Genomic DNA, 12,399 nt, shown 5'->3' with positions numbered 1-12,399 from the left:
CGCAGCGTCGCGCCACGCGATCACACGGAGATCCCTGCATGAGTGCACGCCCGACGCCGGCGCGCGCGTGGGCCGGCATCGGCCTCGCCCTGGCTTGCTCGCTGCAGCCGCTGACGGTCCACGCCGCCGAGCTCGACGGACGGGGCATGGCCGGCTGGTGGGGGCTGCCGTTCGCCGGCCTGCTGCTGTCGATCGCGCTGATGCCGCTGCTCGCGCTGCGCGTCTGGCACCACCACTACGGCAAGATCACCGCCGGCTGGGCGCTTGCCTTCCTGCTGCCTTGCGCGGCGGCGTTCGGGCCGGCGCTGGCCGGCGCGACGCTCGTCCATGCACTGTTCGCGGAGTACCTGCCGTTCGTGATCCTGCTGACGGCACTGTTCACCGTGGCCGGCGGCATTCACATCCGCGGCAACTTCCATGGCAGCCCCGGCTTCAACTGCGGGCTGCTCGCGATCGGCGCGCTGCTGGCGAGCTTCATGGGCACGACCGGCGCGTCGATGCTGCTGATCCGCCCGCTGATCCGCGCCAACGACAACCGCAGGCACGCGGTGCACGTCGTCGTGTTCTTCATCTTCATCGTCTCCAATGCCGGCGGCTCGCTGACGCCGCTGGGCGATCCGCCGCTGTTCCTGGGCTTCCTGAAGGGCGTGGATTTCTTCTGGACCGTCAAGCACATCTTCCCCGAGACGCTGTTCCTCGTCGCCGCGCTGCTGGCGATCTTCTATGTGATCGATCGGCATTACTTCGCCAAGGAAGGCGTCACCCGCATCGACCCCACGCCCGACTCGCCCAGCTTCGCGATCGAGGGCAAGGCGAACTTGCTGCTGCTGCTGGGCATCGTGGGCCTGGTGCTGATGAGCGGCACCTGGAAGCCGGGCCGCAGCTTCGAGATCGCCGGCACGCACGTCGGCCTCGAACAGCTCGTGCGCGACGCGGCGCTGGTGGCCATCACGCTGGTCTCGCTCAAGGTCACGCCGGCCATGGTGCACGAGCGCAACCAGTTCTCGTGGGGGCCGATGGTCGAAGTCGCCAAGCTGTTCGCCGGCATCTTCCTGACCATCGCGCCGGTGATCGCGATGCTGCGCGCGGGCGCCGAAGGCGCCTTCGCGCCGGTGGTCGCGATGGTCACCGCGCCCGACGGGCAGCCGATCCCGGCGATGTACTTCTGGGCTTCGGGCCTGCTGTCGAGCTTCCTCGACAACGCGCCGACCTACCTGGTGTTCTTCAATCTCGCCGGCGGCGATCCGCAGGTCATGATGACGACGCTGGCGCCTGTGCTGGCGGCCGTGTCGGCCGGTTCGGTCTTCATGGGCGCGAACAGCTACATCGGCAACGCGCCCAACCTGATGGTCAAGGCGATCGCCGAGGACCGCGGACTGCGCATGCCCAGCTTCTTCGGCTACATGGCATGGAGCTGTGCGATCCTGCTGCCGTTGTTCGCGGCGATCACGCTGATCTGGTTCCGCTGAGTTCCTTTGCTGTCGTAGGGAGCAAGTTCATGGACAAGGTGCTGGTGGCACGCGCCGCCTTTCCCGACATCGTCGACCGCCTGCACGCGCACTTCGAGGTCGACGACAACCCCGAGGACCGCATCCTAGCCAAGCCCGAGCTGATCGCGCGGCTGGCGGGCAAGCGCGGCGCCTTCATCACCGGCAGCGAGCGCATCGACGCCGAGGTGCTCGACGCCAACCCGCAGCTCCAGGCCGTGTGCAACATGGCGGTCGGCTTCAACAACATCGACGTCGCGGCCTGCACCGCGCGCGGCGTGATCGTCACCAACACGCCCGACGTGCTGACCGAAACGACGGCCGACTTCGGCTTCGCGCTGATGATGGCCACCGCGCGCCGCATTGCCGAATCGGAGCACTACCTGCGCCGCGGCGAGTGGACGAAGTGGAGCTACGACCAGTTCGTCGGCCCCGACGTGCACGGCGCGACGCTCGGCATCCTGGGCATGGGCCGCATCGGCCAGGCGATCGCGCGGCGCGGCGTCAAGGGCTTCGGCATGAAGCTCGTCTATCACAACCGTTCGCGCCTGGCGCCCGAGATCGAGGCGGACCTCGGCGCGCGTTATGTCGACAAGGCGACGCTGCTTGGCGAGTCCGACCACCTGGTGCTGGTCGTGCCGTATTCGCCGGCCTCCCACCACGCGATCGGCGCGGCCGAGCTGGCGCAGATGAAGCCCAGCGCGACGCTCACCAACATCGCGCGCGGCGGCGTGGTCGATGACGCGGCGCTGGCCATCGCGCTGAAGAACCGCACCATTGCTGCCGCCGGGCTCGACGTCTTCGAGGGCGAGCCCAAGGTGCACCCGGGCCTGCTCGAGGTGCCCAACGTCGTGCTGACGCCGCACATCGCCAGCGCCTCGATCGCGACGCGCCGCGCCATGGCAAGCCTGGCGGTGGACAACCTGATCGCGGCGCTCGGCCACGGCCCGAACGCAGGTCGGCCGCCAACGCCGGTCAATCCGCAGGTGCTCGCCCGATGAGTGACTGGTTCCCCTTTGTCGCGACGGCACTGCTGGCGCTGAACCTGGTCGTGCTGCTTTGGGTGGCGCTGCGCCGTGCCGATCGCAGCGACGACGATCGTCTGGGCCGCGAGCTGCGCACCGAGGTGCAAGACAGTGCGCGCTCGACGCGCCAGGAGCTTGCTGCGACGCTGGGCGTGTTCCAGCAGACGCTGCTGACGCAAAGCGGCGACGTCGCACGCACGCAAAACGAGCAGATCGATTCCTTTCGCACCCAGCTCGCGGCGACGCAGCAGGCGCTGACCGACACGCTGCGCGCCGCGACCGGCACGCTGACGCAAGGCGCGATCGCCGCGCGCGAGGCGCAAGACGGCGCGCTCAAGCGCTTCGGCGACGCGCTGGCCGAGCAATTGCGAAACCTCTCCGACGCCAATGAGCGGCGGCTCGCCGAGGTGCGCGTCACGGTCGAGCAGCGCCTCATGGCGCTGTCGGCCGACAACGAGAAGAAGCTCGAGCAGATGCGGCAGACGGTCGATGAAAAGCTGCACGCGACGCTGGAGCAGCGCCTGGGCGAAAGCTTCAAGCAGGTCGCCGAGCGGCTCGAGCAGGTACACCGCGGCCTGGGCGAGATGCAGAACCTCGCACGCGATGTCGGCTCGCTCAACCGCGTGCTGACCAACGTGAAGACGCGCGGCGTGTTCGGCGAGGTGCAGCTCGCCGGTTTGATCGAGCAGGTGTTCACGCCCGAGCAGTACGGCATCAACGTCGAGACGGTGCCGGGCACCGGCGCGCGCGTCGAGTTCGCGATCAAGTTCCCCGGTCGCGGCGCCGACAGCGACGCCAAGCCCCTGTGGCTGCCGATCGATGCCAAGTTCCCACGCGAGGACTACGAGCGCCTGCTCGACGCGCAAGAGCGCGCCGACGCCGTGGCCGCCGAGGCCGCGGCCAAGGCGATCGAGCAGCGCCTGCGCCTGGAAGCGCGCACGATCCGCGAGAAGTACATCGCCAGCCCGCACACCACCGAGTTCGCGATCCTCTTCGTGCCGACCGAGGGCCTGTATGCCGAGGCGCTGCGCCGCCCCGGGCTGGTGGAGGCGCTGCAGCGCGAGCACCGCGTCACTCTGGCCGGGCCGACCACGCTGCTGGCCACGCTGACCAGCCTGCAGATGGGCTTTCGCACGCTGGCGCTGGAAAAGCGATCGGCCGAAGTGTGGGACGTGCTCGGCGCGGTCAAGCTCGAGTTCGGCAAGTTCGGCGACGTGCTGGCCAAGACCAAGAAGAAGCTCGAAGAGGCCAGCAACACCATCGACGCCGCGCAGACGCGCACCAACGTCATGCAGCGCAAGCTGAAGTCGGTCGAGGCGCTCGACGAAGCGCGCGCCCAGTCGCTGCTGCCGCTCGATGCCGCGGCCTCCGACGAGGACGTGCCGGCGCCGTGAGTTCCGTTGCCGGCGCGTCGCTCGCACGCGCGCTGCTGCCGCTGATCGGCGGCCAGATCTGCCTGCACTCCGCGATGGCCGGCGCGCGCATGGCAGCGCCACTGTGGGCCTTGCGCGAGGGCCTCTCGCCGTGGGTGGCCGGCTTGCTGCTGGCACTGTTCGCAGTGGCACCGATCGTCGGAGCGCTGGCGGCCGGGCGCATGGTCGATCGCCACGGCTACCACCGACCGGTGCGCCGCGCGGTGAGCTTCTCGACCGCCGGGGTCGCGCTGGCGGCGCTCGGCGCGTGGTCGCTCGCACCGTGGCCGCCGCTGCTTCGCCTCGTGCTGCTCGCCGCAGGCGCGGTGCTCGCCGGCGCGGGCGCGAACCTCGGTCTGATCGCGATCCAGCGCACCGCCGGACGGCTCGCGCCCGACCCGACGGCGCTCAAGCAGGTGTTCAGCTGGCTCGGCCTCGCACCGGCGCTGAGCAATGTCGTCGGGCCCGTGCTCGCCGGCCTGCTGATCGATGCCGGCGGCTTCGCGCTCGCCTTCGGCGTGCTGTCGCTGCTGCCGCTGGCCGCGGGCTGGTGGGCGCGGCGCGTGCCGCGCGAGGCGCCGCCGGTCGGCGTGCAGGCGCAAAGGCGTCGCGCCGCCTTCGACCTGCTCGGCGCACCCGGGATGCGGCGCCTGCTGCTCGTGAACTGGCTCATCTCGACCAGCTGGGACGTCCACACCTTCGCGGTGCCGCTGCTCGGCCACGAGCGCGGCCTGAGCGCCTCGGCGATCGGCGCCGTGCTCGGCGTGTTCGCGGCCTCGGTGGCCGGCGTGCGGATCGTGATCCCGTGGCTGGCGCATCGCTTGCGCGAGGGCCAGGTGCTGAGCGGCGCGATGCTGGTCACGGCCACCGTGTTCGCGGTCTATCCGTTCGCGCACACGGCGCCGGCGATGTCGGCCTGCGCCATCGTGCTCGGCGTCGCGCTCGGCGCGGTACAACCGATGATCATGTCCACGCTGCACCAGATCACGCCGCACGAGCGTCAGGGCGAAGCGATCGCGTTGCGCTCGATGGCCATCAACGCCAGCAGTGCGGTGATGCCGCTGGGCTTCGGCGCGGTGGGTGGTGTGGTGGGCGCCGGCGCGCTGTTCTGGGCAATGGGCGCCCTGGTCGGCGCCGGGGCCGCCGCGGCTCGGCAGCTGAGTCGGCCGGCCGCCGGGCCGCCCCAAGGCCGGCCAGCACCCTCGGGGGGCAGCGAGCGTGGGGGCGCTCAGTAGATGAGTCGGTCGGGACGGATGTCGCGCAGGATGGTCGTCGCGATCTCCTCGATCGACTTGGTGGTGGAGCTGAGCCACGCGATGCCCTCGCGGCGCATCATCTGCTCGGCCGCGGCGACCTCGTAGCGGCAGTTCTCGATCGACGCGTACTTGCTGTTGGGCCGCCGCTCGTGCCGGATCTCGGCCAGGCGCTCGGGCGCGATCGTCAGGCCGAAGCACTTCTTCTTGTGCTGCTTGAGCGGCGAGGGCAGGGCGCCGCGCTCGAAGTCCTCCGGGATCAGCGGGTAGTTCGCGGCCTTGATGCCGTGCTGCATCGCCAGGTACAGCGAGGTCGGCGTCTTGCCGGAACGGCTCACGCCGACCAGCACGACCTCGGCGCTGTCGAGGTTCTTCGACGACTGGCCGTCGTCGTGCTCGAGCGAGAAGTTGATCGCCGCGATGCGGTCGCTGTACTCGCTGCTCTTGGAGACGTCCGAGAAGCGCCCGACGCGGTGGTTGGACTTGATGCCGAACTCGATCTCCAGCGGCTCGACGAAGGTGCGGAACATGTCCATCACCATCGCGTGGGCCGACTGGATGATGTCGCGCACGTCCGGGTCGACCAGGGTGATGAAGACGATCGGGCGCTTGCCCTCGCGCTCTGCGGTCTCGTTGACCTCGCGCACGACCTGGTGTGCCTTGTCGGGCGTGTCGATGAAGGGCTTGCGGACGTGGCGAGGCTTGCCGGGAAACTGCGCCAGGATCGAGTTGCCGAAGGTTTCGGCGGTGATGCCGGTGCCGTCGGAGACGAAGAAGACGGTGCGGTTGGGCATGGTTTCGAAGGGGTTCGTCGAGGGCGGTCGGCCTGGGGCTGGCCCGTACAATCTCAGCCAATTGTCGCGAGTGCAAGTCCCCGGCGCGCGGACAACACGGCCTTCGACGGCGAAGGCTCCGAACAAGAACCCCCGCGCGCCTCGGGCGGCCCCTGCAAACGGCTCGTGACGCCAGGTTTCTTCACTTAGGAGCTTTCCCATGTCCAACGTCGACGCGACCGCCCTGGTCGTACCGTTCGAGCAATTGCGGATGACCGATGTCGAATCGGTCGGCGGCAAGAACGCCAGCCTTGGCGAGATGATCAGCCAGCTGGCCGCCACCGGCGTGCGCGTGCCCACCGGCTTTGCCACCACCGCGCATGCGTTTCGCGAGTTCCTGAAGCACGGCGGCCTGACCGAGAAGATCAATGCGCGCCTGGCCGCGCTCGACACCGAAGATGTTCGCGCGCTGGCCGAGGCCGGCGCCGAGATCCGCGGCTGGATCGAACACGCGCCGTTTCCGGCTGCGCTGGAAAAGGCGATCCGCGACGCATTCGCCAGGCTGACCGAGGGCAATGCCGAGGCCTCGTTCGCGGTGCGCTCGTCGGCCACCGCCGAAGACCTTCCGGATGCCTCGTTCGCCGGCCAGCAGGAGACCTTTCTCAACGTGGTCGGCATCGACGACGTGCTGGCCAAGATGCGCGAGGTCTTCGCCTCGCTCTACAACGACCGTGCGATCAGCTACCGCGTGCACAAGGGCTTCGCGCATGCCGACGTCGCGCTGTCGGCCGGTGTGCAGCGCATGGTGCGCTCCGACTTGGGCGCCGCCGGCGTGATGTTCACGATCGACACCGAGAGCGGCTTCAAGGACGTGGTCTTCATCACCTCGAGCTACGGCCTCGGCGAGACGGTCGTGCAAGGCGCGGTGAACCCCGACGAGTACTACGTCCACAAGCCGGCGCTGCAGTCGGGCAAGCAGGCGGTGATCCGCCGCAACCTCGGCAGCAAGCTGATCAAGATGGTGTTCTCCTCGGCCGAGGAGAAGGCCGCCAGCGGCAAGCTGGTCAAGACTGTCGACGTGCCGACCGAGCAGCGCAATCGCTACTCGCTCACCGATGCCGACGTCACCGAGCTGGCCCGGTACGCGCTGATCATCGAGAAGCACTACGGCCGCCCGATGGACATCGAGTGGGGCAAGGACGGCGGCGACGGCCGGCTCTACATCCTGCAGGCGCGTCCCGAGACGGTGAAGAGCCAGGCCGAAGGCAAGGCCGAGCAGCGCTACAAGCTCAAGGAAACGGGCACCGTGCTGGCCGAGGGTCGCGCGATCGGCCAGAAGATCGGCACCGGCCCGGTGCGGCTGGTGCACAGCATCGCCGAGATGGATCGCGTGCAGCCGGGCGACGTGCTGGTCACCGACATGACCGACCCGAACTGGGAGCCGGTGATGAAGCGCGCCAGCGCCATCGTCACCAACCGCGGCGGGCGCACCTGCCACGCAGCCATCATCGCGCGCGAACTGGGCATCCCGGCCGTGGTGGGCTGCGGCGACGCGACCGAGGTGCTCAAGGACGGCGCGCTGGTCACGGTGGCCTGCTCCGAGGGCGACACCGGCTACATCTACGACGGCCTGCTCGAGACCGAGGTCACCGAGGTGCAGCGCGGCGAGCTGCCGCCCAGCCCGGTGAAGATCATGATGAACGTCGGCAATCCGCAGCTGGCGTTCGACTTCGCGCAGATGCCCAATGCCGGCGTCGGCCTCGCGCGGCTCGAGTTCATCATCAACAACAACATCGGCGTCCACCCCAAGGCCATCCTCGACTACCCGAACGTCGATGCGGACCTCAAGAAGGCGGTCGAATCGGTCGCGCGAGGCCACGCCAGCCCGCGCGCGTTCTACGTCGACAAGCTGACCGAAGGTGTGGCCACCATTGCCGCGGCGTTCTGGCCCAAGCCGGTGATCGTGCGCCTGTCGGACTTCAAGTCCAACGAGTACAAGAAGCTGATCGGCGGCAGCCGCTACGAGCCCGAGGAAGAGAACCCGATGCTGGGTTTCCGCGGCGCCTCGCGCTACATCAGCGCGGAGTTCGGCGAGGCTTTCGCGATGGAGTGCGAGGCCCTCAAGCGTGTGCGCAACGAGATGGGCCTGACCAACGTCGAGATCATGGTGCCTTTCGTGCGCACGCTGGGCCAGGCGCAGCGCGTCAACGGCCTGCTGGCGCAGCACGGCCTCAGGCGCGGCGACAACGGCCTCAAGCTCATCATGATGTGCGAGATCCCGAGCAACGCGATCCTGGCCGAGCAGTACCTCGAGCACTTCGACGGCATGTCGATCGGCTCGAACGACCTGACCCAGCTCACGCTGGGCCTGGACCGCGATTCCGGTCTCGAGCTGCTGGCAGCCGACTTCGACGAGCGCGACCCGGCCGTCAAGGCGCTGATCTCGCGTGCGATCGCGGCGTGCCGGGCGCAGGGCAAGTACATCGGCATCTGCGGCCAGGGCCCCAGCGACCATCCCGACTTTGCCGACTGGCTGGCTGCGGAGGGCATCGTGTCGATCTCGCTGAACCCCGACACGGTGATCGACACGTGGCAGCGTCTGGCCGCGCGCTGATGCCGAGGTCGCACGCCCGGTGATGCGCGACGCGAGCACCGGCCGCCTGACTTCCAGGCAGCTGCATCGGCGCTACGCGCTGTACACGCTGGGGCTGGTGCTGCTGGTGCTCGCGCTCGGCCTCGCCGAGCGCGCCGGCCTGTCGCGCGGATGGATCGGCGGCATCCTGCTGGCCGCGGTGGTGCTCGTGTTCGCGAGCATCGGCTTCGCGAGCCGCACGGTCGACGAAGTCGAGTACTACGTCGCCGGGCGTCGCGTGCCGGCCTTCTACAACGGCATGGCGACCGCGGCCGACTGGATGTCCGCCGCGTCCTTCATCGGCACGGCCGGCATCCTCTACCTGAAGGGCTTCGCCGGTCTGGCGTTCATCCTCGGCTGGACCGGCGGCTTCTGCCTGGTGGCGATGCTGCTGGCGCCGCACCTTCGTCGCCTGGGGGCCTACACGATCCCCGACTTCCTCGCCGCCCGCTACGGCGGCGTGATGCCGCGGCTCATCGGTGCGTTGGCGGCGATCGGCGTGTCCTTCGTCTATGTGGTCGCGCAGATCTACGGGGTCGGCCTGGTCACCTCGCACCTCACCGGCTTCACCTTCGAGCTCGGCATCCTGGTCGGCCTGGGCGGCGTGCTGATGTGCTCCTTCCTGGGCGGCATGCGCGCCGTGACCTGGACCCAGGTCGCGCAGTACATCCTGCTGATCCTGGCCTACCTGGTGCCGGTGGTGTGGCTGTCGGTCAAGCAGGTGGGCCACCCCGTGCCGATGCTGGCGTATGGGCAGCAGCTGGCGCAGGTCGAGCAGCGCGAGCGCGAGCTCCTGGCCGATGCGCGCGAGCGCGAGGTGATCGAGCAGCTTCACGAGCGGGCGCGCGACGCGCAACGCAAGCTCGACGACGTGCCTGTCGCTATGGCCCTCGACGCCAGGCGCATGGCCGCGCGCATCGACGCACTGCGCGAAACCGAGGCGCCGCTGGCACGCATCCAGGAGGCCGAGCGCCAGTTCGCGCGCCGTCCGAAGGACGAGGCGCAGGCGCGAGCGAGCTACCAGCGCGAGCGCGACCTGGCGCGCGCCCATGCGGTGCCGCTGGCCGGGCTGGCGCCCCAGTCACTGCCGTTCGCGGCCGGCGGCCCCCAGGGCAGCGGCGCCGAGCGCGCCGCGTTCGAGCGTTCGCGGCGCAACTTCCTTGCGCTGGTGTTCTGCCTGATGGTCGGCACCGCGGCGATGCCCCACGTGCTGACGCGCTGTTACACGACGCCGACGGTGGCCGAGGCGCGCAGCTCGGTGGGCTGGGCGCTGCTCTTCATCGGCCTGCTGTACGTCTGCGCGCCGGCGCTGGCGGTGATGGTCAAGTGGGAAGTCTTCAGCCAGCTGGTCGGCATGCCGATCGACCAGCTGCCGACCTGGTTGCGTGCATGGGCCAAGGCCGACCCCAGCCTCGTGCGGGTGGAGGACGTCAACGGCGACGGCCTGCTGCAGCTGGCCGAGCTGTGGCTGGGCGGCGATGTCATCGTGCTGGCCGCGCCGGAGATCGGCGGCTTGCCGCACGTGATCACCGCGCTGGTCGCCGCCGGCGGCCTGGCGGCCGCGCTGTCGACCGCCGACGGCCTTTTGCTGACCATCTCGAACGCGATGTCGCACGACCTCTACCACGGCATTGTCAATCCGCAGGCGGCGCCGGTGCGGCGGGTGATGATGAGCAAGATGCTGTTGCTCGTGGTGGCGCTGGCGGCGGCCGCGGTGGCGGCGCTGCGCGTCGCCGACATCCTCCAGTTCGTCGCTGCCGCGTTCTCGCTGGCCGCCTCTGCCTTCTTTCCGGCGCTGGTCGCCGGCATCTACTGGCGCCGCGCGACGCGCGCCGGCGCCACCTGCGGCATGCTGGCCGGCTTGGCGGCGACGGCCGGCTACATGGCCCTCAACACGCCGGCGCTGCGCGAGCGGCTCGGGCTGACGCCCTTCGGCGGCAGCCTCTGGTGGGACATCGATCCGATCGCCGCCGGCGTGTTCGGCGTGCCGGTCGGCTTTGCGGTGCTGGTGGCGGTGAGCCTCGTGGGCCGCGCGCCGCAGGGCGAGGAGGCCGGCCTCGCCGAGCGCCTGCGGGGACTGCCGGGCGCGGCGCACTGAACTGCTACAATCTTGGGCTTTTCCCCTTGCCGCACCCGGTGAATTGACGCTTCGGGGCGGCTTACCCATCCAGAAACCGCCGGCAAGGTGGCCGAGGATGGAAATCCACAAGGAGCATCAATGCGTCACTATGAAATCGTTCTGCTGATCCACCCGGATCAAAGCGAGCAGGTTCCGGCCATGCTGGAGCGCTACAAGGGTGCTGTCACCGCCGCCGGCGGCAAGGTGCACCGCATCGAGGACTGGGGCCGCCGCCAGCTGGCCTACATGATCCAGAAGCTCGCGAAGGCCCATTACCTGTGCCTCAACATCGAGTGCAGCAAGGAAACGCTGGCCGAGCTCGAAACGGGCTTCAAGTTCAACGACGCTGTCCTGCGCCACCTGACGGTCCAGAAGACCAAGGCCGAGACCGCGCCGTCGATCATGATGAAGTCGGTCGAGCGCGAGGAAGCGCGCAAGTCGCAGCAAACGGAGAGCGCGGCCTGAGTTTCGTGATGGCCCCGGTGTTCGCATGAACCGCGTCGTCCTCACGGCGCAACTCGTCGAACGCCAGGCGCTGCGCTACACGCCCGCCGGCCTGCCGGTGCAAGACCTCAAGCTCCTCCACGAGTCCGAGGTCAGCGAAGCAGGCGTCCCCCGCAAGGTGTCTTTCGAGATGCGCGCGGTGGGCATCGGGACGGTGGCCGGGCCGCTGGGCCGCTGGGCGGTGGGTGACACCGCCACGGTGGCCGGCTTCCTGGGCCCGCTGTTTCGCGGCAAGAGCGTCGTGCTGCACATCACCGAGTACCAGCCCCAGCTTTGATTCGGATTCAAGTTTCAGGAGATTCACATGGCACCTCCGCGTGGTAAGGGTCGTTTCGGCAAGGACCGCAAGACCAAGCGCAACACGCAATCGCTGCTGTTCCGTCGCAAGCGCTTCTGCCGCTTCACGGTCGCCGGCGTCGAAGAGATCGACTACAAGGACGTCGACACCCTGCGTGACTTCATCGGCGAGAACGGCAAGATCACCCCGGCGCGCCTGACCGGCACCCGCGCGATCTACCAGCGCCAGCTGTCCACCTGCATCAAGCGCGCTCGCTTCCTGGCCCTGCTGCCGTACAGCGATCAGCACAAGGTCTAAAGGAGCACCGACATGCAAGTGATCCTGCTCGAAAAGGTCGCCAACCTCGGCAACCTCGGTGAAGTCGTCAAGGTCAAGGACGGCTACGCCCGCAACTTCCTGATCCCGACCGGCGCCGCGCGTCGCGCCACCGAATCGGCGATCGCCGCGTTCGAAGCCAAGCGCGCCGAGCTCGAGAAGGCGGCAGCCGACAAGCTCGCCGCCTCGCAGGCTCAGGGCGAGAAGCTCGACGGCAAGACCGTCAGCATCACGCAGAAGGCCGGCGTCGACGGCCGCCTGTTCGGCTCGGTGACCAACGCCGACATCGCCGAAGCGCTCAAGTCGCAAGGCTTCGAGGTCGTGAAGTCGCAGGTGCGCCTGCCCAACGGCCCGCTGAAGGTCGTCGGCGAGCACCCGGTCAGCGTCGCGCTGCACACCGATGTGGTGGTCGCGGTGACGGTGGCCGTGGTCGGCGAGACCGACTGACGCAGCGCACCGCGTCTTGCTGAAAGGGCCGGCCATGCCGGCCCTTTTCATTTGCCGCGGAGCTTGTCCACGCGTATTCACGCGCGCTTCACCGCATTTCCACAGGCTTGTTCACAGCCCCGGGTGAGCCCGCG

11 protein-coding genes are annotated in these 12,399 nt (G+C 69.0%); 10 read left to right on the top strand and 1 reads right to left on the bottom strand.

Annotated elements, in window-relative coordinates; genetic code table 11:
* The first annotated feature begins 38 nt into the window (after window positions 1–38).
* Genes ACO2TI_RS00410 through ACO2TI_RS00395 form a run of 4 tightly spaced genes read left to right on the top strand, consistent with a single transcriptional unit; the run spans window position 39 to window position 5,159 of the window.
* Window positions 39–1,469 (top strand): sodium:proton antiporter, encoded by a 1,431-nt coding sequence (locus tag ACO2TI_RS00410; RefSeq protein WP_423281427.1) that lies wholly within the window; start codon window positions 39–41, stop codon window positions 1,467–1,469.
* Between the two features lie 29 nt (window positions 1,470–1,498).
* On the top strand, window positions 1,499–2,488 hold the full coding sequence (locus ACO2TI_RS00405) for a 2-hydroxyacid dehydrogenase (protein ID WP_423281426.1): 990 nt from the start codon (window positions 1,499–1,501) through the stop codon (window positions 2,486–2,488).
* Window positions 2,485–3,906, top strand: coding sequence for a DNA recombination protein RmuC (rmuC, locus tag ACO2TI_RS00400; protein WP_423281425.1), 1,422 nt, complete (start codon window positions 2,485–2,487; stop codon window positions 3,904–3,906). Before ACO2TI_RS00405 ends, rmuC begins: the two co-directional genes overlap by 4 nt.
* Window positions 3,903–5,159: an MFS transporter gene (locus ACO2TI_RS00395; protein ID WP_423281424.1), complete on the top strand. Its 1,257-nt coding sequence runs from the start codon at window positions 3,903–3,905 to the stop codon at window positions 5,157–5,159. The genes rmuC and ACO2TI_RS00395 overlap by 4 nt, the downstream gene beginning before the upstream one ends.
* Here the strand turns inward: ACO2TI_RS00395 and ppsR are convergent.
* Entirely contained in the window at window positions 5,153–5,971 is an 819-nt protein-coding gene (gene ppsR, locus ACO2TI_RS00390; RefSeq protein WP_423281423.1) for a posphoenolpyruvate synthetase regulatory kinase/phosphorylase PpsR, read from the bottom strand. The two genes, ACO2TI_RS00395 and ppsR, sit on opposite strands and share 7 nt — an antisense overlap.
* Before the next feature lie 199 nt (window positions 5,972–6,170).
* Here ppsR and ppsA point away from each other — a divergent pair, with 199 nt between their 5' ends.
* The 6 genes from ppsA (at window position 6,171) to rplI (ending at window position 12,265) form a co-directional block, all read left to right on the top strand.
* Window positions 6,171–8,564 carry a phosphoenolpyruvate synthase gene (gene ppsA / locus ACO2TI_RS00385; protein WP_423281422.1) on the top strand — a complete coding sequence of 798 codons (2,394 nt, stop codon included), beginning with the start codon at window positions 6,171–6,173 and terminating at the stop codon, window positions 8,562–8,564.
* A gap of 22 nt (window positions 8,565–8,586) precedes the next feature.
* Entirely contained in the window at window positions 8,587–10,680 is a 2,094-nt protein-coding gene (locus ACO2TI_RS00380) for a VC_2705 family sodium/solute symporter (protein WP_423281421.1), read from the top strand.
* A 120-nt stretch (window positions 10,681–10,800) separates the two neighbouring features.
* A complete protein-coding gene (rpsF, locus tag ACO2TI_RS00375) occupies window positions 10,801–11,166 on the top strand; it encodes a 30S ribosomal protein S6 (RefSeq protein WP_423281420.1) in 366 nt (121 codons plus the stop codon).
* Between the two features lie 25 nt (window positions 11,167–11,191).
* Window positions 11,192–11,482: a primosomal replication protein N gene (priB, locus tag ACO2TI_RS00370; RefSeq protein ID WP_423281419.1), complete on the top strand. Its 291-nt coding sequence runs from the start codon at window positions 11,192–11,194 to the stop codon at window positions 11,480–11,482.
* A 27-nt stretch (window positions 11,483–11,509) separates the two neighbouring features.
* A complete protein-coding gene (gene rpsR, locus ACO2TI_RS00365; protein ID WP_423281418.1) occupies window positions 11,510–11,800 on the top strand; it encodes a 30S ribosomal protein S18 in 291 nt (96 codons plus the stop codon).
* Window positions 11,801–11,812: 12 nt separating this feature from the next.
* The gene (rplI, locus tag ACO2TI_RS00360) at window positions 11,813–12,265 is read left to right on the top strand and encodes a 50S ribosomal protein L9 (protein ID WP_423281417.1); all 453 of its coding nucleotides are present in this window, start codon (window positions 11,813–11,815) and stop codon (window positions 12,263–12,265) included.
* The last annotated feature ends 134 nt before the right edge of the window (window positions 12,266–12,399 follow it).

It is taken from the genome of Caldimonas sp. KR1-144 (genome assembly GCF_049446155.1).
GTDB lineage: Bacteria > Pseudomonadota > Gammaproteobacteria > Burkholderiales > Burkholderiaceae_C > Rivibacter.
Note: the sequence above shows the minus strand (reverse complement) of the source record. Positions and strands in the feature narration are given on the sequence as shown.